The sequence below is a fragment of the Mycobacterium conspicuum genome, from assembly GCF_010730195.1.
In the GTDB taxonomy this organism is placed as follows: Bacteria; Actinomycetota; Actinomycetes; order Mycobacteriales; family Mycobacteriaceae; genus Mycobacterium; species Mycobacterium conspicuum.
Genome location: NZ_AP022613.1, coordinates 1,350,104 through 1,374,582, shown reverse-complemented (window position 1 = coordinate 1,374,582; position 24,479 = coordinate 1,350,104). Strand labels below are relative to the sequence as shown.

The window sequence follows — 24,479 nt, the reverse complement described above, 5'->3', positions numbered from 1 at the left end:
ACCCGGTTGACCTGCGGTGACGAGCGCTGACAGGAGCCCCTCAACTTTGTCCGGTGCCGTTGACCCCGTCGGTGAGCCGCTTCAGCCTGGACCCATGGCAGTGTTGGCCGACCCGATCGAGTTCTTCGGCGCCGACGCGCTGGCCGATCCCTACCCGCTCTACGACCGGATGCGCGCCGAGGCACCGGTGCACCGGGTCGGCGATTCGGTCTTTTACGCCGTGTGCGGCTGGGAAGCCGTCCTCGAGGCCGTCGACCGCGTCGAGGATTTCTCGTCCAATCTCACCGCGACGATGGTCTATCAGCAGGACGGCAGCATCACCGCGTTTCACATGGGAGAGCCGGGAAGCCCGATGCACGCGCTTGCCACCGCCGACGATCCGGTGCACGCGCTGCACCGGAAGATCCTGCTGCCCCACCTGTCGGCCAGGCGCGTGCGCGTCATCGAAGAGTTCGCCGCCCAGACGGCGAACCGGCTGTGGGACGAGAACCTGCGCGGCGGGCACATCGAGTGGATGAGCGCGGTGGCCAACCGGCTTCCCATGATGGTCGTTGCCGAGTTGCTCGGCCTGCCCCACGACGATGTCGACGAACTGATCCGGCTCGGCTACGCCACCACCACCTTGCTCGACGGGGTCGTCACCCCCGACCAGCTCAACGCGGCCGGCGCGGCGGCATTCGAACTGTCCACCTATGTGCTGGAACATTTCGAAAGAGCCGGTGCCACAACGGAACACGGCCTGATCGGCGACCTGGCCGCGCGCTACGCCTCCGGTGAGCTGGAGCAGCTGCCCGCGCTCGGGATGATGCTCACGCTGTTCAGCGCCGCCGGCGAGTCGACCGCCTCCCTGCTGGGCAGCGCGGCCTGGATTCTCACCGACCGACCCGACATCCAAAAGCAGTTGCGCGCCAATCCCGAACTGCTGAGCGCCTTTATCGAAGAGACGCTGCGCTACGAGTCACCGTTTCGCGGCCACTACCGACACGTGTGGCGCGACACCACCCTGGGCGGCGTCCCGGTGCCCGCCGGTTCGCATCTGCTGCTGTTGTGGGGTGCGGCCAACCGCGACCCGGCGCATTTCGAGGCACCAAACGAGTTCCGGCTCAACCGCATTGGGGGCAAAGGCCACATCACGTTCGGCAAGGGCGTGCACTTCTGTGTGGGCGCCGCGCTGGCGCGCCTCGAAGCCCATATCGTGCTTCGCACGCTGCTGCAGCGAACCACCTGGATCGAGGCCGCCGAGGTCGGCGAATGGTTACCCAGCATCCTGGTCAGACGGCGCGAGCGCCTGCAGCTCGCGGTCAGCTGATTCACGAGCCTTCGCGCGAGATCAGCCGAGTTGTCTCGGCGGAGGCAGGCGCCCGCAGGAAGCCGGCGAGGCCGTCGACCACGCCGCTGACGAAGAGGGCGAACGGAACAACCGCGTCCTTGCGGCGAATCGCGCGCTCGCGCTCCGCGGCCAAGTGCAGGGCGAGGTCTTGCGCTTGCTGGATCCGCATCGACCGCGCCGGCTCGGGAATGTCCGGCAAGAGCCGCTGCATCCCCAAAGCGAACTCTTCCTGGGACTTCATCGCTTCCGCCTGATGCAGGAAGACGTCGATCTCGCCCGCCCGCTGCAGTTGTTCGATGAACGACACGTACGAGCTGTCCGGTGATTCCGCCAATTCGATCAGCGGAAGGATGTGCGCCTCCAGTTGCGCCCTCAGATCGTCGGGGTTGGCTCTGGCCCTGAGCAGGGCGCGGCGCTGCATCAGATCGTTGAGGCGGTAGGCGAAAATCGCGTGCAGCAGATCATCTTTGGAGCCGTAGTGGTACCGGATCGCCGAGTTGTTCGACGAGCCCGCCTCGATGGAGATCTGGCGCAACGAGACCCCGGCGAGCCCATGCTCGGCGAACAGTCGTTCGGCCGCCAGCAACAGCTGCAGAGCCGTCGTCGGGGCCGGCCCGGTCCGCGCCGTCACCATCACATCACCGCCCCATCGCGGCAATCGTGGCCGTGGCCGCCTGCAGTAGCGGCGGGGCGTCGGGCTCGATCATGTCCGCCAGGATGCCGACATCTTTGGCCAACAGCCGTCCGGCCAGCTCGGCCATCACCGAGAGGCTGTGTCCCGAGTTGGCGATCACCTCCGCGGCGTAACTGCGGCCGCTGCCGGCCGCCAGGACGGTGGTCAACGCATCGAGGTCGACGCCCAGAGCGCCGGCGATGGCAAAGGTGCTGGCGGCCAACCCGAGGTGCGCGGTGAACAGCGAATTGTTCAGCAGCTTCGCCGCCTGGCCGGCACCCAAACCACCAAGGTGGACAAGCGGATTCGCATACGTGTTCAACACCGGCCGGCATCGCTCGATGACGTCGTCGTCGCCGCCCACCATCACCAGCAGCGCCTTGGCCGCGGCCATGTGCCCGCCGCCGGAGACGGGCGCGTCGACGAAGCGCAGCTCCGGGAAGTCATTCTGGAGGCGGCGGCAGGTGTCGGGATGCACGGTGCTGTGGATCATCACGATCCCGCCCGGGGCCATTCCGGCGAGTGCCCCGTCGTCGCCGCGCAGCACCTCGTCGACGTCGGCGTCGCCGATCACGCAGACGCACAACACATCCGACGCGGCGCTCAGCGCGCGACGGTCCGCCGCGAAAGCGGCATCGGTACCGTCGTAGGGTTCGAGGGACTCGGGCCGGCGCGCCCACAGCGTCGTCGGGAACCCGTCCTCGATGATCCTGCGCGCCATCGGTCCGCCCTGAGACCCCAGGCCCACGAAGCCAACTCGCATACCGCTCACCCTTGCGCCTCGATGCTGGCCTGGATGTACGCCTCGATGTCCCTGGCGCGCTGCAGCACCGCCTCCTGCACCTCGGGCGCGGTCACCACGAGAAATCGCCCGGCCTCGACCGCATCGGCAGTCAGCTTCCCGACCTCTTCCGCAGCCACGATCGGGTACGCCGGGGCCCGCGGCGTTACCGCCGCGTCACCGTAAACGGTTATCCCCTCGAGGATGTTGGTGATCACCCCGGACGGGCAAAGGCAGGTTACCCCAACGCCCTTCGGACCGAGATAGGTGGCCAGCGCCTCGGAAAGCCCGACGATCGCATGCTTGGAAGCGACGTAGGGCAGCCGATCAAACCCGTAGCCCAGCAGCCCGGAGGCGGAGGCCGTGTTGACGACGTGGCCGCTGCCCTGGGCGATCAACCCGGGCAGGAACACCCGGTTGCTGCGGGCGATGCTGAACAGGTTGACGTCGATGGTGCGGGCCCAGGCTTCGTCGGGCAACGCTTCGGGGGCGCCGATCGCGAGCACGCCCACGTTGTTCATCACCAGGTCGATCCGCCCAAAGTGTTGCAGCGCAACGTCTCTGAGCCTTTCCAGATCCGCCTCGACGGTGACGTCGACGGTGAGCCCGAGCGCCGGGCGGCCCAGCGCGGTGATGTGCTCGACAACCTCGCCGACCCGGGCTTCCGATAGGTCACTCACGACGACGGAGGCACCACGTTGCGCGAACTGTTCCGCGGTCGCCCGGCCGATGCCGCTGCCCGCGCCGGTGAGCACCGCGACCGCGCCGTTGAGATTGAGCGGCTTGCTCACGCCCAATTCCCCCCTATACCCACCGCTTTCGTGCGCAAAAATTCAAACAGCCCTTCCTCGCCGCCCTCGCGGCCGTAGCCGGAGATGCCGATGCCGCCGAACGCGAGCTCGCAGCCGGTGACCGGGGTGGCCCCGTTCACGTACACGCCGCCGGCTTGCAGCGCGCTGACCATCCGCTGGATGCGGTCGATGTCCTTGGTGTAGACATAGGAGGCGAGCCCGTAGTCGGTCGAGTTCGCCATCTCGATCGCCTGCTCTTCGGTCTGAAATCGCATGAGCGACAACACCGGTCCGAACACCTCGATCTGACCGAGCTCGGAGTTCGGGTCCACATCGCCCAGCACGGTCGGTTCCACGAAGAAGCCGTTCGTCAGGTGGCTGGGGGCGCGCCCCCCGGTCAGCAGCTTCGCACCGTCGGCCTGCGCTCGTTCGATCATCGCCAGGATCCGTTGTTGCGCTTCGCGGGTCACCACCGGGCTGATCACCGACGCCGGGTCAAACGGGTCGCCGCAGTGCATGCCGCCGACGATCGCCAGGACGCGCTCGACGACGTCGTCGTAGATGTCGTTGTGCACGATCATGCGTGACGGGATGGCGCAGCCCTGCCCGGCAAGCGTGCCCAGGACGCTGAAGGTGTTGACGGCGACCGCCGTGTCCAGGTCGGCATCGGGGAAGAGAACGTTGGCGGACTTGCCGCCGAGTTCAAGCACGGCGGGCTTGAGGGACTCGGCGCACGCGGCCAGGATCTTTCGCGCCGTCGCCGGACCGCCGGTGAAGCTGACCTTTTGCACCAAGGGGTGGCGTACCAGTGCGTCACCGGTCTGCGGCCCGCCCAGCACCAGATTCACGACGCCGTCGGGGATCCCCGCTTCCTTCACCAGACCCATCAGATGCTCGGTTGCATATGGGGTCAGCTCCGACGGTTTCATCACGACCGTGTTTCCGGCCGCCAGCGCCGGGATCAGCTTCATGCCAACCGAGACCACCGGACCGTTCCAGGTGAGGATGATCCCGACGACGCCGTAGGGCTCGGGCATCGAATAGGCAAGCTCCCGCTGATTCGCGGGGAACGAGGTGACACGTCCCTCGACCTTGTCGGCCCAACCGGCATAGTAGGACGTCCAATTCGCCATGATGCCGACGAGCGGCTGGCTCATGGCGGCCGACATCCCGTTGTCCAGCACCGACAATCGGGCGATCTCGGCAGTGTCGCGTTCCATCAGCTCACCGAGCCGGCGAAGGACACGCGCCCGCTCCGCCGGCCGTAGGGCGCGCCACTGCGGGTACGCCGCGTGCGCGGCCCGCACGGCCGCGTCGACGTCGTCCGGACCGGCCAACGGCACCGGCCCCTGGACTTCGCCGGTCGCGGGATACACGTGCTGATGCACGCCACCGGAACCGCTCGTTCGTGCCTCGCCGCCGATGTGCAGGTGCACGATCGGCACGCGCAAGTCGCTCACCACAGCGGTCATCGGCCAGTCCTCCGGTTAAGACGAATTACTTATTAGTAAGGCACTTGACTTCAAAGGTCAAGTGTGGGCCTAATGCTCGAATGGATGTGAAGCAACTCTTTGACCTCACCGGCAAGGTCGCCGTGGTGACCGGCGGCGCCGGCGGCATCGGGGAGATCTACGCGCAGGCGCTGTGCGACGTCGGCGCTTCGGTGGTGATCGCCGACATCAACCTTCAGGCAGCGCAGCGCACCGCGGATGACCTGCGGGGCAGGGGCTTTCACGCCCTTGCCGTGCATCTGGACGTCACCTCCGCCGAATCCGCCGCCCAGATGGCCTCGGCGACGATCGACGCGTTCGGTGGGATCGACATCCTGATCAACAACGCGGCCATCATGACCGACCTCCCGCCGTATGGGCTGTCCAACATGCCGGTAGCGGATTGGGACCGGGTCCTCAACGTGAACCTGCGCGGCCCCTTGCTGTGCACCCAGGCGGTCATCGCGTCCATGACCGAGCGCGGCGGTGGTCGCATCGTGAACGGCCTGTCGGCGGGCGCGTTCATGCCCGGCGGGATCTATGGGGTGTCGAAATACGCTCTGCATGGCTTGACCTGCAACCTCGCCACCGAACTCGGCCATCGGGGTATCAACGTCAACGGGATCGCGCCCGGACTGGTCGACAACGACAGCGCCTACGTGAGCCTGCCCAAGGACTCGCCGGTGCGGGATTTCCTCGGCGCGCAGATCCCGGGCAAGACCCAAGGTCCGCCCGCGGACTTGGTCGGGACGATGCTGCTGCTGTGTTCGCCTGCGGGCGAATGGATTAACGGCCAGACGATTTCCGTCGACGGCGGCTGGATCATGAGGCTCTGATGGCCGAGTGGACAACTCGCGACGAGCGGCGCGCGGTCGCTAGAGCCGAGTACGAACACATCATGCAGACCGCGAGCCCGGACCCGGCCGGGGCCTACATCGAGTCCGGAGTGATCGGCTACGTGTTCGGCGAAATGTGGCGCCGGGGCGTCCTCACGCCGCGAGACCGGCGCTGGATCACGCTTACCTGCGTCGGCGCGGCCGGTGCGATCACCCCGATCGAGACCCACGTCTACGCGGCGCTCAAGAGCGGGGACATCACCTATTCGGAGTTCGACGAGTTCGTGCTGCACTTCGGAACGCAGGCCGGCTGGCCCAAGGCGTCGGTGTTGCAGATGTACGGAATGATGAACATTTACAAGATCTTTCAAGAATCCGGCGAGGAGCTGAAGCCGCACGACTTCGAGCTCTGGGCGGAGCCCGCCGACGATGGTGTGCGGCGGGAACGCGGCATCGCGGCCTACGAGCAAATCCACGGCGCCGCACCGCGATTCGCATCCACGGCATTTCAGGGCCGCGCCCGTCTCGACTACCTGTACGGCGAGGTCTGGACCCGGCAGCAGTACCTCACCCGGCGCGACCGACGCATCATTAGCATCTGCAGCGCGGCATCAGACACGGTCGATGAGGAGGTGACCGAGCACCTCCGGGCCGCGCTCACCCTCGGGGACCTGACCCGCACCGAGCTCGAGGAGCTCGTGGTCCACTTTGCCGTCTACCTGGGATGGAATCTCGCGCGACGCCTCGATGATCTGCTGGTTGAGGTTGCCACGGGTAGTTAGCCGCAGCCCCGGATAGGCACCAGCCTTGTACGGCAATAACATTCGCGGCATTCCGACCGGCGCTATGCGGCGTGCTCGGCGCTGCGCCGGCACGGGCGCGATCGTGTCGATCTGACCGTCCGGGCGGCCAGTCTCGCACGCACCCCGCAGAGCACAATGCGCAAAACCTCAAAATCGCTGCTTGCGTGGCTATTGCGCACAAGCGCGTCAGGGCCGCTACCAATCCGTAGCTTCGAGCACCACGAGGTGTCGGGACCCCCCCTCGACATCGACACCGGCAAGGAGTCCACCGTGTTCGCTCAGCCCGAACTGACTACAGCAACCTTCGCGTCTGGCGACGCACTCGCCGACCCGGCGGCATCCCGGCGGCGGTCAGGCGCGCGGCCCGAGTTGTATGTCGAGCGGACGGTCATCACGAGCGACGGCGTGCGCCTGGCGGTCCGCGACTACGGCTCCGCCGGTGCTCGCGATCACACCGTCGTTCTGTTGCACGGCCTTTGCCTGACGCAGGCCAGCTGGGCGCCCCAAGTCCGTCAGCTGCGTCAGCGATGGGGCAACAGCATCCGAATCATCACCTACGACCACCGCGGTCACGGCCGGTCGAGCCGCGCCGACATGCACACCTACCGGATCGACCGGCTCGCTGGGGACCTCGCCGAGGTCCTGACGATCCTGAACGTCAAGGGGCCGCTCACCCTGGCCGGACATTCGATGGGCGGAATGACGGCGCTGGCATACCTGGCCCGTCCCGCCGTCGATCGTCCGGTGGACCCGCAAGGCCTGGTCCTGGTCGCCACCGCGGCCGGCCGGCTCGTCGAGCGAGGGCTCGGCCGCTTGCTCGCCACCCGCGCCACGGAGATGGTGTTCGGTTTCGTCCACCACATGCCCCGACGCGCCACGGACCGCGCGCTCAATGGGCTGGTGCGCCCGGTCTGGGAAGGCCTCAATAAATTCGCGGGCGCCGAGCGAAGCCACACCGCCACAGTCACAACGCCTGACATGCACACGATCTCATTGACGACAGCGGTCGGCTTCCTTCCCAGCCTGAAGCAGTACGACCAGTACCACTCGCTCGCGTCCATTTCCGCAAACGCGATCGTGGTCAGCGGCGGAGCGGACGTCGCGACACCGGCCGAGCACGCGCGCGACCTGGTCGCGGGCATCCCGGGCGCCACCCATCTGCACCGGCCCGCCGCCGGGCACATGCTTCTTCAAGAGGAATCGCACTGCGTCGGCACCGCCATCGAACGCGTGATGGGTATGCGCCGGACTTCGGCACGCGCGGCAGCTTCGCGACGAACGCTTACGGCCGTCTGAACCGACCGGTGTGCGGTGAGCACAATGCACAAAATTCGGCAATCGTCGCTTATCTCGACTATCGCCCACAACAGCGACATTGGTGTCGGTGAACCGTAACTTCTGTTTCAGCAAATAACCGAAAACGCCGCACGACACGGAAAAGGATTAAGACAATGGTCGCACTGGGCAGCATCAACGGATGGCATCCGGCCGACGGTCCAGTTATCACGTGGATGGCCTCCCCCGCGGCGCGCCGGGCGGCCGCGAACGGGCGGCGAAGCGATCTGGCGCCGAGTTACCAGCGGATCCGGCACCTGCGGGCCGCCCGCGACGCCGAAACCAACGGCATCCAGTTGCCCCGGTTGATGATCGTCGCCTGGGAGATCCCCGGCCTCTGCGACGTCGCCGCGATGACGGCGGCAATCAACGCGCATGTCCGTCGTAACGACGCCTACCACGATTGGTTCCAATTCGAAGACGGCGCCTTTGTCCGCCGGACAATTGACGACCCCCAAGTCATCGATTTCGCTGCCGTGGAATTTGGGCACATGACCACCGAACAAATTCGCACGCACGCGTTGACCACGACGCCGGAGACGCTTCGGTGGGATTGCTTCACCTTCGGCATCGTCCAGCACGCCGACTCTTTCACCTTCTATGCCAGCGTCGACCACCTGCACATCGACGGCATGTCCGCCGGCCTGATCTTCTTCGACATTCACCTGATGTATCAGCACCTGTCAGAGACCGGGGATGCAGCCACCACCGTCCCGGGGGTCGCGAGCTACCGCAGCTACGCCTCGCGCCAGCACCAGCAGGTGGCCAGCCTCACCGCATCCTCCCCGGGGGTTCAGGACTGGATCGAGTTCGCACAGGACACGCGGGGCGAGTGGCCGACCTTCCCGCTTCCGGTCGAGGATGCCGGGGTCACCAACAGGGGCGACTTCCTGACCGTCGACTTGCTGGGCCCCGCCGAGACGGAGGCATTCGAGGCCGCCTGCCGCGCGGCGGGTGCCCGGTTCAGCGGCGGCGTGCTGGCCTGCGCGGCCATGGCCGACCACGAGTTCACCGGCGCCGCAACCTATCACGGCTTCACCTGCTACGACACCCGGTCGCCGGGCATCGACTCGCTGACCGTGGGCTGGTTCGCCAACCTGGTGCCGATCACCGTGCCGATCTGCACTGCCACGTTCGCCGAGGCGGCCCGGGCGGCCCAGCGCTCATTCGACGACGCCAAGCGGCTTGCCGGGGTGCCGGTGGAGCGGGCGCTCGAGCTGGCGGGTCCGCAGCTGTCTGGGATCACGCCGCCCTCGGCACGCGCAATGATGGTGTCCTTCATGGACTTTCGCAAGATTCCCGCCGCCGATTTGTTCGAGCAGGCCAACTTCGGCACCTACGCCGACAACCTTTCGCACGGCGGAATCAACCTGTGGATCAACCGTCAGAAAGACAAGACCACGGCGACGATCTCCTTCCCCGACAACGCACAAGCCCGCAAGTCGGTGCACCGCTATCTCGCGGCCCTGATCCAGGCGTTCGCGTACGCCCTCAAGAGCACCTCGGACTGGGTGGACATCGTTGCGGAACATGCGAATTCGGGCCACGGCGGACCCGTCGCCGGCACGACGGCCCGGAACTTGGAAGGAGCCAGCAAGTGAGCACCGTACTGAACCTGGTCGACCACACCATCTTCAGCCTAGAGCGAGCGGCCGGAACCACCAGCGTGATTCAGTGCGCCTGGGTGTACGACCGCGGAGTCGACCTCGACGGACTGCGCCGGTTCCATCAGCATCTGCAGCGGGGCCGGCTATCCCGCCGCATCGAACGCTCGCCCCTGCCGTTCGCCCGGTATCGCTGGGTCTCGCCCGGCCAGCAGCCAGACCTGGAGGTCGTCACGACGCCGCGGCCGCGCGAAGAATTCGACGCCTGGCTGGGCGATCAGGCCGACACCCCCGTGGATGCCGAGTACGGACCGGGGTGGCACCTCGCGGTGCTGCCGTTCACCGACGGCGGCGCCGGGGTGAGCATGGTCGCCTCGCATTGCCTCACCGACGCCGTCGGCCTCTGCGAGGCATTGGCGGACGCGGCTGCCGGGTCCGACAACGCGATGAACTGGCCCGCCGCCCGGTCCCGCCGGTGGTGGCAGGCACTGCGCGACGACGCCCGCCAAACCGTGCTCGATTTGCCTGGTATCGGTCGCGCCGTCGTTTCCGCGGCCGGCTTTGTCCGGCGTAACCGCGGCGGCGACGGATCCACCACTTCCCCGCTTCCCACGCCACCGCTGTGCGGGGCCGACGAACCGGTCACGTGCACCACCGCAACGATCTTCGTCGACGCCGACGAGTGGGACGCCTGTGCACAGTCGTTGGGCGGCACCAGCAACACGCTGCTCGCGGCATTGTCGGCGCGCCTCGCCCAGCGCATGGGACGAGTTGGCGCGGACGGCTCGGCCACCTTGACGATGCCGATCAGTGAGCGCACGGCCGGCGACACCCGCGCCAACGCCATCACGAATGTCGACATCACGGTCGACCCCGCGTCCGCCGCGACCGACCTCCGCCAGATCCGGGCCGCAATCAAGCATGCCCTGATCCGCTCTCAGGAGGAGCCCGACGAGCGGTGGACACTGCTGCCCCTGGTGCCGCTGGTGCCCGAGCGGCTCCGCCGGCGGTGGGTTGGCGTGGCCACCAACAGCGCGGCCAGCGTGGGCAGCTCCAACGTTGGCACCGTCAATCCGGCCGTCAATCGACCAGACGGCACCGACGCGGACCACTTCGTCATGAGGTCGCTGCGCTCGGGCATGACCGCGGCGATGCTGCACCAGCTCGGCGGCCTGCTGTCGTTGCTCTCCGGAAGGGCGCACGGGCGGGTCTTCGTGTCGGTGGTTGCGTTCGATCCGGATCGCCCATACTCCAATGACGCTCTGCGGCAAGATCTTTCGTGTGTGCTGAGTGACTTCGCACTGAGCGCCGCCATGGGTTGGGAATGCCCCGAACCGTTGAGCACAACGCGCAAAACCGCGGTTATCGGCGCTATCGCCGACTAACGCGTACAAGCGCGACAGCGGCACGTGCGGCACCGTACGTTCAATTTGACTGCATAACCGCAACATTCGCTGTTCAGTACGCGCTGTTCGGCACTCACGAAGGAACTCATCGAAATGACCAACGTCCTCGACCTGTACGACCAGAGCTTCTTCATCGGTGAGCGAGCGACCGGAACCACCAATCTGCTGCAGTGCATCTGGATGTACGACCGCGCGGTCGACATCGACGGTCTGCGCCGGTTCCATCACCACCTGCAGAACGGGCGGTTGTCCCGCCGCATCGAACCGTCACCGTTGCCGTTCGGCCGCCATCGCTGGGTCGCGGCCAGCGGCAAGTCCAAGCTCGAAATCGTCGAGACGCCCCGGCCGCGCGCCGAATTCGAGGCCTGGCTGGGCGAGCAGGCCGACACGGCGCTGGATGCCGAGCACGGCCCCGAATGGCACCTCGCGGTGCTGCCGTTCACCGAGGGCGGCGCCGGGGTCAGCTTGGTCATCTCGCACTGCCTCACCGACGGCGTCGGGCTGTGCCAGGCGTTGGCGGACGCGGCCCGCGGCCGTCATGACGCAATCACCTGGCCGGCCGCCGGGTCACGCCCGCGGTGGCGGGCCCTGGGCGAGGACGCGCGCCAAACCGCGCGTGACATCCCGGGTATCGGGCGCGCGGTCGTCGCGGCGGCACGCTTTGCCCGGCGTCACCGCGCCGACGCGGCGCCGGCGGCCCCGGCGCCAGCCCCGTCCGCCGGTGCGGGGCGACCCATCGCGCTGCCGAAGGCGACGATCTTCATCGACGCCGACGAGTGGGACGCCCGCGCGGCCTCGCTCGGCGGCACCAGCAACGGCCTGCTCGCGGGACTGGCGGCCCACCTCGCGCACCGCATGGGGCGACTCACTGCGGACGGGTCGGTCGACCTGACATTGCCCGTGAACGAGCGCGCGGCCGGCGACACCCGCGCCAACGCCGTCACCAATGTCGATTTCACCGTGGACCCCGCACCGGCCACGGCCGACCTGCGCGGCATCCGGGCGGCAATCAAGCAGGCGCTGATCCGCTCCGGGGAGGTGCAAAACGAGCGGTTCCAGCTGCTGCCCCTCGTTCCTCTGTTGCCGCAGTGGCTGGTCAGGCGGGTGGTCAGCGTTTCCGCGAGCAGCCCCACCAGCGTTGTCTCGTCCAACCTCGGCGCGGTCGACCCGGCCGCCTGCCGGCCGGACGGCACCGCCGCCGACCGCTTCGTCATGAGGTCCCTGGGCCAAGGTGTGACCGAGGCGATCATGCAGCAGGTGGGCGGGTTGCTGGTGCTGCTATCGGGGCGAGTGGACCGACAGTTGTTCGTCTCGGTCCTTTCGTATCAGCCGGGTCAGGTCAACTCGACCGCCGAGCTGCGCCGGCACCTTTCGAGCGCCCTGAACGACTTTTCGCTTTCCGCCACCATCGGCTGGCCGGATTCGGATGCGATTGCCAACCAAGCGAATTCATTCGAGCTGTCTGCCCTGACAGCTTAGGCACCTGAGAAGCAAAGGAACGCAGGAGAAATGAGCAACGTGCTTGATCTGGTCGACCAGGCCGTCTTCGACTTCGAGCGGGCGACCGGCGCCACCAGCCGGGGTCAGGTCGTCTGGATTTACAACCGCGCGATCGACATCGACGGACTGCGCCGGTTTCACCACCATCTTCAGCGGGGCCGGTTGTCCCGCCGCATCGAACGCTCACCGCTGCCATTCGGCCGGCATCGCTGGGTCTCAAGCGGCCAATCCGAGCTCGAGATCGTCGAAACCCCCCGGCCGCGTGAAGAATTCGACGCGTGGTTGAACGAACAGGCCAACAGGCCGCTGGATGTCGAGCAGGGGTCCCCCTGGCATCTCGCCATGCTGCCCTTCACCGACGGCGGCGCGGGGGTGAGCCTGGTCGTCTCACACACCGTCACCGACGGCATGGGCGGGTGCCTGGCGATCATGGAAGCGGCTTCCGGCTACGACAGCGCAATCGACGTGCCCGCCGCCGGCTCACGCCCGCAGTGGCGGGCCCTGCGCGAGGACGCGCGTCAAACCGTTCGCGACATGCGGGAGATCCGCCGAGCCCTGATCGCCGCGGCGCGATCGGCCCGCCAAGGCCCCGCCGATGCGAAGCCCCCGACGCCGTGCGCCGGAGCCGACGAAATCATCACGCTGCCCACGGCAACGATCTTCGTCGACGCCGACGAATGGGCCTCTCGCGCCGAAGCCCTGGGCGGGACCAGCAACTCGCTGCTCGCGGGAGTGGCCGCCCGGCTCGCCGAGCGAGCGGGGCGGGTCACCGCGGACGGCTCGGTCACATTGGGCGTGCCCGTCAACCAGCGCACCGCCGACGACACCCGCGCCAACGCGGTCACGAATGTCGACGTCACGGTCGATGCCACCCGGGCTACCACCGACCTGCGTGAAATCCGTTCCGCGACAAAGCGAGCGCTGATCCGCCGGCAACAGACCCCCGACGAGCGGATGGCGCTACTGCCCCTCGTTCCCCTGTTGCCCAAGCGCCTCGTCAGGCGCTGGGTCAACGTGTACACCCCCAGTACGACCAGCGTCGCCTCATCCCAACTCGGTGCGGCACCCTCGATCGTCAACCGCCCGGACGGAACCGACGCCGACTACATCTCGTTGTTGTCCGTTTGCCCGGGCGTGACCAAGGCGACCGTGCAGCTCAGCAACGGAATGATGGCGTTGATCTCGGCAGAAGTGAACGGCCGGGTCTTCGTCTCGGTCCTGGCGTATCAGCCAGAAAGTATCACCTCGAAAGACGAGCTGCGCCAGACCCTTTCGAGCGTCATGGACGACTTTTCACTGCCCGCCACCATCGGCTGGCCCACCCGACAACTGACAGGTAAGGACCTCGGGAAATGAGCAACGTACTCGGCCTGTTCGATCAGGCCTTCTTCACCGGCGAGCGAGTCACCGGCGCCACCGGCCTGCTGCAGTGCGTCTGGGTGTATGACCGCGCGATCGACATCGACGGTCTACGCCGGTTCCACCACCACCTGCAGAACGGGCGGCTATCCCGCCGCATCGAACGCTCACCGTTGCCGTTCGGCCGCTATCGCTGGGTCTCGGCCGGAGGTCGGAGCGAGCTGGAGATCGTCGAGACGCCACGGCCGCGCGCAGAATTCGACGCCTGGCTGCTCGAGCAGGCCACCACCGACCTGGACGCCGAACACGGCCCGGAATGGCACCTCGCGGCGCTGCCGTTCACCGACGGCGGCGCCGGGGTGAGCCTGCTCATCTCGCACAGCCTCACCGACGGGGTCGGGCTGTGCGCGGCGTTGGCGGACGCCGCTGCCGGCCGCCATGACCCGATCACCTGGCCCGCCGCCGGATCCCGGCCGCGATGGCGCGCAATTCGGGAGGACGCCCGCCAGACCGTGCGCGATGTCCCCGCTATCGGCCGCGCCGTCGTCGCCGCGGCACGAATCGCCCGCCGCGGCCTCGCCGGCCACGCGGGATCGACCGTTCCGCAACCTAATAGGGCGCCCGGGCCGCTCGCCGCAGCCGACGAGCCCATCACGGTCCCGACGGCAACGATCGTTGTCGACGCCGACGAGTGGGACGCCCGCGCGGCCTCCCTGGGCGGCACAAGCAACAGCCTCCTCGCGGCCGTCGCGGCCCGGCTCGCCCAGCGCGCGGGACGCGTCGCCCCTGACGGCTCGATCACGGTGGGAATGCCCGTCAACGAGCGCACACCCGGCGACACCCGCGCCAACGCCGTTTCAAATGTCGACTTCACCGTCGACCCCGCGCTCGTGACGACCGACTTGCGCGGAATCCGTGCTGCGACAAAGCAAGCCATAGTGCGCCGTGACGAGAACCCCGACGAGCGCTGGGTCCTGTTGCCGCTGGTTCCGCTGCTGCCGCGGTGGCTGCTCAAGCGCATGGCCGGCGTCGCGGCCGGCAGCGCCACCGGCGTCGTCGCGTCCAACCTCGGTGAGGTCGACCCGGCCGCCTGCCGGCCAGACGGCACCGCGGCTGCCGGCTTCACCATAAGGTCATCCCTGCCCGGCATGACCAAGGCGCTCATGCATCGCACGGGCGGAATGATGGCGGTGCTCTCGGGAAGAGTGCACCGACAGGTATTCCTGTCGGTCGCCGGGTATCAGCCGGACGGCACCAACTCCGATGGCGACTTGCACCGACTCCTTGCCGGCGCGCTGAGCGATTTCTCGCTCGCCGGCGCCGGCTTGAGCACAACGCGCAAAACCATGCAATCGTCGCTTAGTTCGACTATCGCCGACAAGCGAGACGTGGGCACGGGCGTCGCCATAAGTTCCCTGTGACGGAATCGAAAGTCGTTCGCGGCCCGCACAATGAGGGGTTTCACCATGTTCAAGTCCGCCGGTGTGTTTTCGGTGCTGGGTCGCTTCGTCGTGCGCGCGCCGTGGTTGGTGATCGGCGCCTGGATCGCCGTGGTGGCCGTGTTGGCCGTGGCGTTCCCCCCGCTGACGAAGGTGGTCGAAAGCAAGCCGCTACAGCCGTTTCCGCCCCAAGCCATGGCGGCGGCCGAGCAAATGGCCAAGGATTTCGGTGAATCCGCACAGAACATCCTGATCGTCGTGCTGACCGACAACCGGGGTCTACAGCCCGGCGATGAGGACGCCTATCGCAACCTGGCGGCCAGGTTGCGCGGCGAGACCGACGAGGTGACCGGCGTGCAGGATGTCGTCACCACACCCGCGTTGCGGCCGCTGCTGGTGAGCGCGGACAACAAGGCGTTCTACCTGGCGGTGAGCCTGCGGGCGCGTGCCGGATCCCCCGAGTCGACGCGGGCCTACCAGCGCATCACAGAAATCGCCAAACGCTTTATTGCCGGCTCCCCGCTCACCGTGCAGGTGACGGGAGAGGGCGCCCTGGCCGGCGACATGACGATCGTCAGCACCCGCGATGCGCACACTATCGAGATGGTTACCGCGGTGCTGGTGCTGATCATCCTGCTGGTGATCTATCGGCGAGTGGTCACCGTGGTGGTGCCGTTGATCACCATCGGAATTTCGGTGACGTCGGCTCAGGGTGTGGTGTCTGGGCTGGTTCAGGTCGGGCTCGGGGTGTCCTCGCTGACCATCGTGCTGATGACGGCCATGATCGTGGGCGCCGGCACCGACTATGCGGTCTTTTTGATCAGCCGCTATCACGAGTACATCCGGTCCGGCGTCGACTCCGACCTGGCGGTGCGACGAGCAGTGAGCTCGATCGGCGAGGTGATCGCGGCGTCGGCCGCCACCGTGGCCGTCACCTTTCTTGGCATGGTGTTCACTCGCCTACCCGCCTTCACCAGTATCGGTCCGGCGCTGGCCATTTCGATCACTATCGCTTTCCTGGCGGCGGTCACGCTGCTGCCCGCCGTCCTGGTGCTCGCCGGCCGACGCGGATGGGTGGCGCCACGGTCGGCGCTCACCGGGCGCCTGTGGCGGCGGTCCGCGGTGCAGCTGGTTCGGCGGCCCAAGGCGCATCTGCTGATCAGCCTGTCGCTGTTGATCGCGCTGGCCGGCTGCGCGGCTTTTCTCCACCCCACTTTCAACGACCGCCTGCAATTACCGCAGTCCGCGCCGAGCAACGTCGGCTATTCGGCGATGGCGGATCACTTTTCGACGAGCGCGCTGATGCCGCAATACATCTACGTCCGCTCACCGCAGGACCTGCGGACATCGCGAGCGCTCGCCGACCTGGATCAGATGGCGCAACGCGTGTCTCAGCTGCCCAATATCGCCGCGGTGCGCGGTATCACGCGGCCCACCGGTCAGCCACTCGATCAGGCCAAGCTGAGTTTTCAGGCCGGAGCGGTCGGCAGCCACCTCGAGGACGCTTCGACACAGATCAGCGCGAGAACCGGTGACCTCGACGCGCTGACCAATGGCGCCGACCAGCTGGCAGCAAGCCTGGCCCAGGTTCGCGACCAAATCCGCGCCGCCAGTGGGCCGATGACCCAGCTCACCGCATCCCTGAACCAGGCGCAGCAGCCGCTCGCCGCCGCCGCCAACCTGCTGGACCACGCGCGCGGACTCGCGAACGGACCCGTTGCGGCGCTCGCCACCAGTGTGGCCCCAGCACTCGTCCCGGGAGTGCAGAACCTGACCGTACTGCTGGCGACGGCCAGCAACGGTTTGCGGGCGGCGGGCAATAGCACCGCGGGCATGCACCAGAAGATCGCGCAAATGCAGGCTGCCGCCGACCAACTGGCCGACGGCAGCCGGCGGCTGGCCGACGGTGTGCGGACACTCGTCGACCGGGTCAAGCAGATGGGCCTGGGCATGAACCAGGCGGCCGAGGTGCTGCTGTCGATGAAGCGCGACGCGACACAACCCTCCATGGGCGGCATGTACATCCCGCCTCAGGTCCTGACGTCGGACGACTTCAAGAACGCCGCGAAGATGTTCATCTCACCCGACGGCCATTCGGTGCGCTACCTGGTGGAAACCAAATTCGACCCGTTCAGCACGGCCGCAATGGATCAAGTGGCATCGATCCTGAATACGGCGCGCGGTGCCCAGCCGAACACCTCGCTCTCGGATGCGTCGATCTCGCTGGTCGGCATGACCGCGATGTACAGCACGCTGCGCAGTTACTACAACGCCGACTTCCGCCTGATCGTCATCATGACGCTTCTCGTTGTCTTCATCATTCTCGTCCTCTTGCTGCGCGCGATCGTCGCGCCGCTGTATCTGATTGCCTCCGTGGTGATCTCATACCTGTCGGCGGTGGGGGTGGGAGTCGTTTTCTTCCAGTTCGTGCTGCATCAGGCGATCTCGTGGAACGTGCAGGCGACCGCCTTCATCGTGCTGGTCGCCGTCGGCGCGGACTACAACCTGCTGTTAATCACGCGAATTCGTGAAGAGTCACGCTCCGGCATCCGCTCCGGCATCATCCGTGCCGTCCGTTCGACGGGTGGTGTCATCACCTCCGCCGGCATAATCTTCGCCGCCTCGATGTTCGGCCTGTTGTTCGGCAACCTTTCCACCATGGCGCAAACCGGGTTCATCATCGGCATGGGTCTTTTGATCGACACCTTCGTGGTGCGCACCGTCACGGTGCCGGCCATGGCTGCGCTGGTCGGGAAGGCAAACTGGTGGCCCTCGAAGAGAGCCCGTGCCACCAAAGTGGTGCCGCCCGTCGCCGCGATTACGGTCCAAGCCCCTACCGAGGACGTTGACGACTGCTCTCATCGGTTGGCCACCAACGACATTCGTCGCTTCGCGGCCCGCCGCCGGCGGACCTACGCTCGACAGGGCCAACGAGTTCGTCGGTTGTCGGTCGCCGGGGCAAGACGCTAGACCGAATGGGTGCCACCGTCATCGCGGGGGACGGGCGGGCCGCTTGGGTGCCGCTGCGAACTCCTGCTCGGGTCTACCGGTGGTTCCGTACCGCAGCCCGACGGTGACGTGCTGAGACGTGGCCAGTGCCGCCAGATACCTCTGGGCGGTTGCCCTCGATATCCCGATCGCCGCGGAGACCTCGGCCGCCGACATCGGCCGCTCCGATGCCCGCAAGGCGTCCAGCACAAGCTGTTTGGTGGACGATGCCGCGATCGTCGGGGGCGCGGGGGCGGCGATCCGGGGCCGCAGCGCATCCAGTGCCGCATCCACGTCGCCGGGGCCGAGATCGGGGTTGGCCAGGATTTTGCGGTAGCGGGCGTAGCCGGCCAGGCGGGCGGCGAGCTCGGTCGTCGCGAACGGCTTGACCAGATAACTCAGCGCGCCGGCGGCCATGGCCGCGCGAATCGTTGCCGCCTCGGTTGCCGCCGTCAAAACCATGCTGTCTGAACGCAATTCGCGGACGAAGTCGATTCCCGACCCGTCGGGCAGGTAGACGTCCACCAGGGCGAGATCGACGGCGTTGGCCTTTCGCGCGGCCTCGAGCGTGTTCGCGGTCGCGGTCACCGTGAAGCCCGGAAGCGTCTTGACGACCTCGGCGTGCAGGTTGGCGACGCGGAAGTCGTCGTCGACCACCAGCACCGTCAGGTCTGCGTCACCCATTGCATCTCCTCTACCATCACGCCCGGCAGCCGGGCGATGAATTCCGCGCCCGGCAGCCGTGACTCGGCATCGCCGGGGCTGGCCAGCCAGAGGTCACCGCCGAGCGCGCGGCTGATCTGGCGTGACAACGCAAGCCCGATGCCCCGGCCGCCCGGGATGCCGGAGTCAGGCTTTGTCGTCCTGCCCTCGGTGAATAAATGCTCGACGAACTCCGGCGCGACGCCGGCGCCGCTGTCGGCGACCGTCACGTGCAACGTCGTACCCTCTTGCAGCAGCTCGACTTCCACCGTTTTCGTCGCTCCGTTGCTGGCACTGTCGCTCATCCGAACCGCGTCGACGGCATTGTCGACCAAGTTACCGAGGACGGTGGTGACGTCGACCGGCAATATGAGCCGGCCGGGCACCCAAGTGTTTTCGCCGATCTGCAGCGTCACACCCGCTTCGCGGGCCGCCGCGCCCTTGGCCGCCAGGAAGGCCTGCAGATAGGTGTCGCGGATGGCGTCGATACCGGGCAGCGCGGATCCGAGCGGACCGGACCCGAGCAGCTCTTCCAGGTATTGCAAACCCTCTTCGACGTGGCCGCCGTGCAGCAGGCCGGTAAGCAAGTGCAGACGGTTGGCGAACTCGTGGCGCTGCGCGCGCAACACCGTGCTCATCATTTGCACCGCGTCGAGTTGGCGGGTCAAGGATTCGACATCGGTTCGGTCCCGCGCCACCAAAACCGTTCCCAGCTGGCGTCCTTCGCGCGCTACCGGCCGCGCCGAAACCACAACGATGCGCTCCCCCACGGTGGCCAGCGCGGGGGTGGAGTCGGCCGCCTTGAACACGTCGAGCACCCTTGGGGTCAACCCGATTTCGTCGACCTGCCGTCCCGGTTCGTTTGCGATCTCGAGCAGGCGACACGCCTCGTCGTTGACGAACGTGGTCCGCCACGATGTATCGGCGGCCAGCACGCCCTCGCCGATGCCCTGCAGCACCGCCGCCTGAGTGCGCACCAGCTCGGTGATCTCGGTGGGCCGCAAACCGAGTGTCAGTCCTCGCCAGCGCCGGCCGATTACCACCGAGCCGGCGACTCCGATCAGCAGCAGAACACCAGCCATGCTGCCCATCACGCGCAGGTTTTTCGAAAACTGATCATCGACCGCCTTGGTGGAAATGCCGACGAGGACCACCCCCAGCACACGAGTGGACCCGGGCTCCAGCACCGGCACTGCGGCGACTATCGCCCGCCCGAACGGGGTGGCTTCATGGAACGTCATCTCGTGCCCGGCCAGCGCCTGCGTGATGTCGGCATGGACGTGCGCACCCACCGTGTCGCGATCGGGGGCCGCGAGCTTGATGCCGTTTGCGTTGGCGACGACCACGAACGACACCTGCGTGCGCCGTTCCACCCGTGACGCAATGCCCTGGATCGGGCTCGCCTCGAGTTCGGCGCGCAGGGCGGGGGTCGGGGTCAATGGGGCCCCGTTATAACGGGAAATGTTGTTGAGTACCACCGAGGCAGAGGCCACTACGCGAGCAATATCCAACGCGTGGACGTGGTTTTGGGCGTCGATACGTTGGCGATTGAACGCGGCGAACAGCCCAAACGCGATGATCACCGTCGCTGTCACGATGATCAGCTGCAGCACCAGCACCTGGCTGGCGAGTCGCAAGCCGACGCGACTCCTGAAGGGCATGCGAAGACACTACCGGCCCGGTGAGCACAATGCGCGAAAGTGTTTCCCCGGTGGAGCTAAGGGGACTCGAACCCCTGACCCCCACACTGCCAGGGTGAAAGCGATTGTTCCGGTCCGTTCCGCTGTGTCTACAGAGCGGCCATCTGTGCAGCTAGATGAACAATTCTCATGCTGATGCGTCCAGCGTGTGTCGGCGGGTCGTCGCGTGTCTTAGGACATCGCTAGGACGCGACGGACACGTGTTCGCAGTTTCTTGGCCCCTAGTTCTACACTCGGCCCGCACTGGCCTGAATCGAGGTTGATGCGGGTGATCGCGATCGCCGCTATGGTGGCCTGCAAATCGTTGTCGATCTCGCCGGCGAGGTAGCCCAGCGCCATCTCCGCCACCTTACTCGCCGCCGGTCATCGGCGACACGGAACGTCTACAGGTACGATTACCTGTAGACGTTCCGTTTCATTTTTTTCCCGGAGGGAGGTGGCGCTGGTGGATGCCCTGACGCCGAGCACTGCGGCGCAGGCCGGCCTGTCGCGCAGCGCACTCTACCGCGGCGCGCGTGCTGGTCGCTTGGACCGCATCGCCCGCGGTATCTACCTGCCTGCGGAGGCCTCGGCTGCCGACTGGGATCTGCTCGAGGCCGCGACCCGCCGCCCGGATGCCACGATCTGCCTGATCTCCGCGCTCGCCCATTACGACCTGACCGACGCAATCCCCGTCGCGCTGGACGTCGCGATCCCACGGGGGTCGAGGACACCCGCGAGCACGGGTGCGATCGCATGGCATCAATTCGACCGGGCCACATTCGAGATGGGGCGCGAAGAGATCACGATCCCGGGATCGGATCAGACGATCGGGATCTACTCGCCTGAGCGGTCGATCGCCGACGCGTTCCGGCTCCGTGGCGGGGTCGGATACGAACTGGCGCGCGACGCGCTGCGCGAATGGCTGCGCCGCGGTGGCAAACCGGCCCGGCTGATCGAGATCGCGTCCCGCCTACCGCGGGCGAAGTCCCCGATCCTGCAAGCATTGGACATGGTGGGATGAGCGCCGGCGACGCGGTGTTCCACCGGATCCAGTCTGTCGCCCGTTCCGCAGCGGCCAACAGCGGGACCGGCGCACCGACGCGCGAGTACCTGATTCGGCACACCCTCGAATCGTTCCTGGACCGACTCACCCGCACCTCCCATGCCGGCGACTTCGTCCTCAAGGGCGGGGTTCTGCTCGCCGCCTACGGGGCACGGCGCCCGACGAAGGATGCCGACTCCAACGCCATCCAGGCTGACGTCACCGCCGAGCATCTCGCCCAGGTGGTCCGTGACATCGCCGCGACCGACGTCGATGACGGTGTGGTGTTCGACCTCGACATGATTGGCGTGCAGGAGATCCGCGAGCAGACCGACTACCCGGGCCTGCGCGTACGGGTCGCCGTATCGATCGGACCGTGGAAGGGCGCCGCGGCCTGGGATGTATCCACCGGAGATCCTATCGTTCCGCCTCCCCGCCAGGTGACCATCGACCGGATCCTCGGCGACCCGATCACGCTGCTCGGTTACGCGCCCGAGACCACCATCGCCGAGAAGGGCGTCACCATCCTCGAACGCGGCATCACCAGTACCCGTTGGCGTGATTACGTCGACATCGTCCAGCTCGACCGCCACGGCATCGACCCCGATGAACTGCTCCGCTCGGCACGGGCCGTCGCGCGTCACCGCGCCGTTACCCTCGAACCCGTCGCTCCGCATCTGGCCGGTTACGGCGAGGTCGGACAAGCGAAATGGGCCGCATGGCGCCGCAAGGAACACCTCGAATCCGCCTGCGAGGAGAACCTCGATGACCAGATCACCCTGGTCGCCTCCTGCCTCGATTCCGTCTTTGCCCACGGCCCCGAATAGACTGAGGCAATAGTGATCATCCCAGTCAGAGGCGCCTGCCGAGCATCACTTCGCAGGTCGAGTCGGATGCGCCGCAGCCAGGTAACTGCCGCTAGACCGGTTCCAGACTGACCTTGGCGCCGTGACGGCGAACGCTGCCGGCACCCGTGTCCATCAGCCGCGAACCGGGACGAACCGGACGCCGCGAGGCCTCCACGGGAACGAATTCATCGACGAGTCAGGGTCGAACAAGTGCTTGATACGCTGTTGGATGGCCCAAGCAGCACGGGCGAAAGCGATGAGGAATGCCAGAGGAAGCCGACGACTACCGACACCCGAAGTGCTACGCAAAAACACGGGGCGGATGCTCCACAAAGATTTCCGGCGAGCACTACGTTTCGCACGGATTGATCAAGTTGTACGGAAAGAACGATCCCGGCTTCACGATCCAGCACAAGACCGGCAAAGGCGTTGGCCACCCGATCCGGCCGAAGAACTTCAAGGCGAACATTCTGTGCCAGAAGCACAACACAGCGCTGCATCCGGCGGATGACGCTGCGCTGGCGTTCGCAACGTTTCTGCGCCGCATCGCTCTTCAGTACGATGCCGGGGCTGGCGAGTGGGGTGACGCCGAGGAAGTCACTATCTCTGGCGACGATATGCAGCGGTGGGTGTTGAAGCTGTTCCTGAATCACGCTGTGACAGGACACTTTGACGTACAGCAGGACAACACTGTCACGTTTCCGTCAGAGTCTATTGATTTGTTGCTGGATCGTGCGGCCTGGCCGTCAACGTGGGGTTTGACAGTGCCAGGCGAAACGAGAAGCAAAGACGTTCGGGCTTGCCCGTTCCAACCCATAGACGTAGTCAACAGCCACTGGTGGGGTGTTGCGCCTTTTGTCCACAAGGACAAAACATGGATTGGGGGCGGGATAGTCGACCTGGCCCATGTCAGCTTCGGCCTGACGCTATTCAACCCGGGACGCGGGATGCCGGGGTGGGACAACCCTGGCAATCACCTACACGGATCGCTGCAACGGCCGGCGTTTATCAGTTGGGAGCTGGAGGGCTTGGAAAAGCGCATCAACTTCACGTGGGATTATCCGCTACACCACTTAGGAATAACTTACGCGCTGCGACCTCAGAACAAGGCCGACCGGCTCGCCGGGAAACTGCCGGTCGGACAACACATCTGGCTTGAGTAGATCACTACGCTTTACGTCGCAGCGGAACCTAGCTGCGGAAATAATTCGCGGGGTGGGCCGGGCTCCAACCCGCGACCAACGGATTCGCGATTCAGGGTTCTCGTTGACTGCTCGAAAAGACCGGTAAATTCTTGTGCGACAAGGCACTTGGGTACCCGTGGGAACCGACCAAACCTCAACGATTCCGGTCGATTCTCGGTCATTATCGATGAATAAAAGATGACGTAAACGGCGGCTTCGAACACATTATGCGAAACGCGGGACGTTGCCTCATATGATGGCTGGAGTGGCGAACCAGAAGCCCAGGATCACCACCGCCACCACAATCGGCCAAGCCTGGAAGGCGACACGTACCGGTATTGGCGCGTTACGTAGCTCCATGAAGTCCAGCACCACGTAGCTCACTTTCACCGCGGCGATCAGGAAAATCCCGACCACCGCGACGGCGGGGACGAACAAATCCTTCGACAGCCCCCATGTCGTCACGCAGGTCAACACCATCAAGCCCAGCCACACCATGGTGACCCGTTCGCGCCGTGCGGACATTAGATTGCCTTCTGTAGGTACAGGAGGGGAAAGATAACGATCCACAACAGGTCCACCAGGTGCCAGTAGGAGGCAACGCATTCCGGCACCACGCGTTGAAGGCTGCTGTAGGCGCCGCGCCGGGAGCGGATCCAGCAGGCTAGTGCCGGAAACAACATGTA

Annotated in this window: 21 protein-coding genes; 13 read left to right on the top strand and 8 right to left on the bottom strand. The window is 66.4% G+C overall.

Annotated elements, in window-relative coordinates:
- The first annotated feature begins 94 nt into the window (after positions 1 to 94).
- Positions 95 to 1,309 (top strand): cytochrome P450, encoded by a 1,215-nt coding sequence (locus G6N66_RS06610; RefSeq protein ID WP_085232296.1) that lies wholly within the window; start codon positions 95 to 97, stop codon positions 1,307 to 1,309.
- Between the two features lies 1 nt (position 1,310).
- Here G6N66_RS06610 and G6N66_RS06605 read toward each other — a convergent pair whose 3' ends face one another.
- From G6N66_RS06605 to G6N66_RS06590, 4 genes are read right to left on the bottom strand one after another with little or no spacing between them, the layout of a single operon-like run.
- Entirely contained in the window at positions 1,311 to 1,964 is a 654-nt protein-coding gene (locus G6N66_RS06605; RefSeq protein WP_085232441.1) for a TetR/AcrR family transcriptional regulator, read from the bottom strand.
- Between the two features lie 4 nt (positions 1,965 to 1,968).
- Positions 1,969 to 2,766 carry an NAD(P)-dependent oxidoreductase gene (locus tag G6N66_RS06600; protein WP_085232297.1) on the bottom strand — a complete coding sequence of 266 codons (798 nt, stop codon included), beginning with the start codon at positions 2,764 to 2,766 and terminating at the stop codon, positions 1,969 to 1,971.
- Positions 2,767 to 2,771: 5 nt separating this feature from the next.
- Complete coding sequence (locus G6N66_RS06595; protein WP_085232298.1) at positions 2,772 to 3,575, bottom strand: SDR family NAD(P)-dependent oxidoreductase; 804 nt, start codon at positions 3,573 to 3,575, stop codon at positions 2,772 to 2,774.
- Positions 3,572 to 5,047, bottom strand: a complete 1,476-nt coding sequence (locus G6N66_RS06590; protein ID WP_085232299.1) for an aldehyde dehydrogenase family protein — start codon at positions 5,045 to 5,047, stop codon at positions 3,572 to 3,574. The genes G6N66_RS06595 and G6N66_RS06590 overlap by 4 nt, the downstream gene beginning before the upstream one ends.
- Positions 5,048 to 5,133: 86 nt before the next feature.
- Between G6N66_RS06590 and G6N66_RS06585 the strand changes: the two genes are divergently transcribed.
- From G6N66_RS06585 to G6N66_RS06545, 9 genes are all read left to right on the top strand, one after another.
- Positions 5,134 to 5,901, top strand: coding sequence for an SDR family oxidoreductase (locus G6N66_RS06585; RefSeq protein WP_211280526.1), 768 nt, complete (start codon positions 5,134 to 5,136; stop codon positions 5,899 to 5,901).
- Positions 5,901 to 6,683, top strand: coding sequence for a carboxymuconolactone decarboxylase family protein (locus G6N66_RS06580; protein WP_085232301.1), 783 nt, complete (start codon positions 5,901 to 5,903; stop codon positions 6,681 to 6,683). The genes G6N66_RS06585 and G6N66_RS06580 overlap by 1 nt, the downstream gene beginning before the upstream one ends.
- Positions 6,684 to 6,929: 246 nt before the next feature.
- Positions 6,930 to 8,000 (top strand): alpha/beta fold hydrolase, encoded by a 1,071-nt coding sequence (locus G6N66_RS06575; RefSeq protein WP_232079221.1) that lies wholly within the window; start codon positions 6,930 to 6,932, stop codon positions 7,998 to 8,000.
- Between the two features lie 155 nt (positions 8,001 to 8,155).
- Entirely contained in the window at positions 8,156 to 9,640 is a 1,485-nt protein-coding gene (locus tag G6N66_RS06570) for a condensation domain-containing protein (RefSeq protein WP_085232303.1), read from the top strand.
- Positions 9,637 to 11,028, top strand: a complete 1,392-nt coding sequence (locus tag G6N66_RS06565) for a hypothetical protein (protein WP_085232304.1) — start codon at positions 9,637 to 9,639, stop codon at positions 11,026 to 11,028. The genes G6N66_RS06570 and G6N66_RS06565 overlap by 4 nt, the downstream gene beginning before the upstream one ends.
- Before the next feature lie 114 nt (positions 11,029 to 11,142).
- Positions 11,143 to 12,528 (top strand): WS/DGAT/MGAT family O-acyltransferase, encoded by a 1,386-nt coding sequence (locus G6N66_RS06560; protein WP_085232305.1) that lies wholly within the window; start codon positions 11,143 to 11,145, stop codon positions 12,526 to 12,528.
- Positions 12,529 to 12,558: 30 nt separating this feature from the next.
- Positions 12,559 to 13,905: a condensation domain-containing protein gene (locus G6N66_RS06555; protein ID WP_085232306.1), complete on the top strand. Its 1,347-nt coding sequence runs from the start codon at positions 12,559 to 12,561 to the stop codon at positions 13,903 to 13,905.
- A complete protein-coding gene (locus tag G6N66_RS06550) occupies positions 13,902 to 15,329 on the top strand; it encodes a hypothetical protein (RefSeq protein WP_232079220.1) in 1,428 nt (475 codons plus the stop codon). Before G6N66_RS06555 ends, G6N66_RS06550 begins: the two co-directional genes overlap by 4 nt.
- 45 nt (positions 15,330 to 15,374) lie before the next feature.
- Positions 15,375 to 18,317, top strand: coding sequence for an MMPL/RND family transporter (locus tag G6N66_RS06545; RefSeq protein WP_232079219.1), 2,943 nt, complete (start codon positions 15,375 to 15,377; stop codon positions 18,315 to 18,317).
- Positions 18,318 to 18,335: 18 nt separating this feature from the next.
- Here G6N66_RS06545 and G6N66_RS06540 read toward each other — a convergent pair whose 3' ends face one another.
- The 3 genes from G6N66_RS06540 to G6N66_RS06530 all read right to left on the bottom strand — a co-directional run bounded on the left by G6N66_RS06540 (position 18,336) and on the right by G6N66_RS06530 (position 21,076).
- Complete coding sequence (locus G6N66_RS06540; RefSeq protein WP_085232308.1) at positions 18,336 to 19,019, bottom strand: response regulator; 684 nt, start codon at positions 19,017 to 19,019, stop codon at positions 18,336 to 18,338.
- Positions 19,001 to 20,698: a sensor histidine kinase gene (locus G6N66_RS06535; RefSeq protein WP_169721512.1), complete on the bottom strand. Its 1,698-nt coding sequence runs from the start codon at positions 20,696 to 20,698 to the stop codon at positions 19,001 to 19,003. Before G6N66_RS06535 ends, G6N66_RS06540 begins: the two co-directional genes overlap by 19 nt.
- A 210-nt stretch (positions 20,699 to 20,908) precedes the next feature.
- Positions 20,909 to 21,076: a hypothetical protein gene (locus G6N66_RS06530; protein ID WP_155726932.1), complete on the bottom strand. Its 168-nt coding sequence runs from the start codon at positions 21,074 to 21,076 to the stop codon at positions 20,909 to 20,911.
- A gap of 97 nt (positions 21,077 to 21,173) precedes the next feature.
- On the opposite strand from G6N66_RS06530, the gene G6N66_RS06525 reads away from it, so the two are divergent.
- The 3 genes from G6N66_RS06525 to G6N66_RS06515 all read left to right on the top strand — a co-directional run bounded on the left by G6N66_RS06525 (position 21,174) and on the right by G6N66_RS06515 (position 23,772).
- Positions 21,174 to 21,740 carry a type IV toxin-antitoxin system AbiEi family antitoxin domain-containing protein gene (locus G6N66_RS06525; RefSeq protein ID WP_232065685.1) on the top strand — a complete coding sequence of 189 codons (567 nt, stop codon included), beginning with the start codon at positions 21,174 to 21,176 and terminating at the stop codon, positions 21,738 to 21,740.
- The gene (locus G6N66_RS06520; protein ID WP_179961644.1) at positions 21,737 to 22,588 is read left to right on the top strand and encodes a nucleotidyl transferase AbiEii/AbiGii toxin family protein; all 852 of its coding nucleotides are present in this window, start codon (positions 21,737 to 21,739) and stop codon (positions 22,586 to 22,588) included. Before G6N66_RS06525 ends, G6N66_RS06520 begins: the two co-directional genes overlap by 4 nt.
- Before the next feature lie 284 nt (positions 22,589 to 22,872).
- Positions 22,873 to 23,772 carry a hypothetical protein gene (locus G6N66_RS06515; protein WP_139825135.1) on the top strand — a complete coding sequence of 300 codons (900 nt, stop codon included), beginning with the start codon at positions 22,873 to 22,875 and terminating at the stop codon, positions 23,770 to 23,772.
- Between the two features lie 270 nt (positions 23,773 to 24,042).
- Here G6N66_RS06515 and G6N66_RS06510 read toward each other — a convergent pair whose 3' ends face one another.
- Positions 24,043 to 24,318 carry a cytochrome C oxidase subunit IV family protein gene (locus tag G6N66_RS06510; RefSeq protein ID WP_062906455.1) on the bottom strand — a complete coding sequence of 92 codons (276 nt, stop codon included), beginning with the start codon at positions 24,316 to 24,318 and terminating at the stop codon, positions 24,043 to 24,045.
- Between the last annotated feature and the right edge of the window lie 161 nt (positions 24,319 to 24,479).

Excerpts from the sequence above, each read along its gene's own strand:
- G6N66_RS06610 (WP_085232296.1), top strand. The coding sequence starts at position 95 with ATGGCAGTGTTGGCCGACCCGATCGAGTTCTTCGGCGCCGACGCGCTG.
- G6N66_RS06605 (WP_085232441.1), bottom strand. The coding sequence starts at position 1,964 with ATGGTGACGGCGCGGACCGGGCCGGCCCCGACGACGGCTCTGCAGCTG.
- G6N66_RS06600 (WP_085232297.1), bottom strand. The coding sequence starts at position 2,766 with ATGCGAGTTGGCTTCGTGGGCCTGGGGTCTCAGGGCGGACCGATGGCG.
- G6N66_RS06590 (WP_085232299.1), bottom strand. The coding sequence starts at position 5,047 with ATGACCGCTGTGGTGAGCGACTTGCGCGTGCCGATCGTGCACCTGCAC.
- G6N66_RS06580 (WP_085232301.1), top strand. The coding sequence starts at position 5,901 with ATGGCCGAGTGGACAACTCGCGACGAGCGGCGCGCGGTCGCTAGAGCC.
- G6N66_RS06570 (WP_085232303.1), top strand. The coding sequence starts at position 8,156 with ATGGTCGCACTGGGCAGCATCAACGGATGGCATCCGGCCGACGGTCCA.
- G6N66_RS06560 (WP_085232305.1), top strand. The coding sequence starts at position 11,143 with ATGACCAACGTCCTCGACCTGTACGACCAGAGCTTCTTCATCGGTGAG.
- G6N66_RS06555 (WP_085232306.1), top strand. The coding sequence starts at position 12,559 with ATGAGCAACGTGCTTGATCTGGTCGACCAGGCCGTCTTCGACTTCGAG.
- G6N66_RS06550 (WP_232079220.1), top strand. The coding sequence starts at position 13,902 with ATGAGCAACGTACTCGGCCTGTTCGATCAGGCCTTCTTCACCGGCGAG.
- G6N66_RS06545 (WP_232079219.1), top strand. The coding sequence starts at position 15,375 with ATGTTCAAGTCCGCCGGTGTGTTTTCGGTGCTGGGTCGCTTCGTCGTG.
- G6N66_RS06540 (WP_085232308.1), bottom strand. The coding sequence starts at position 19,019 with ATGGGTGACGCAGACCTGACGGTGCTGGTGGTCGACGACGACTTCCGC.
- G6N66_RS06535 (WP_169721512.1), bottom strand. The coding sequence starts at position 20,698 with ATGCCCTTCAGGAGTCGCGTCGGCTTGCGACTCGCCAGCCAGGTGCTG.
- G6N66_RS06530 (WP_155726932.1), bottom strand. The coding sequence starts at position 21,076 with ATGGCGCTGGGCTACCTCGCCGGCGAGATCGACAACGATTTGCAGGCC.
- G6N66_RS06520 (WP_179961644.1), top strand. The coding sequence starts at position 21,737 with ATGAGCGCCGGCGACGCGGTGTTCCACCGGATCCAGTCTGTCGCCCGT.
- G6N66_RS06515 (WP_139825135.1), top strand. The coding sequence starts at position 22,873 with ATGCCAGAGGAAGCCGACGACTACCGACACCCGAAGTGCTACGCAAAA.
- G6N66_RS06510 (WP_062906455.1), bottom strand. The coding sequence starts at position 24,318 with ATGTCCGCACGGCGCGAACGGGTCACCATGGTGTGGCTGGGCTTGATG.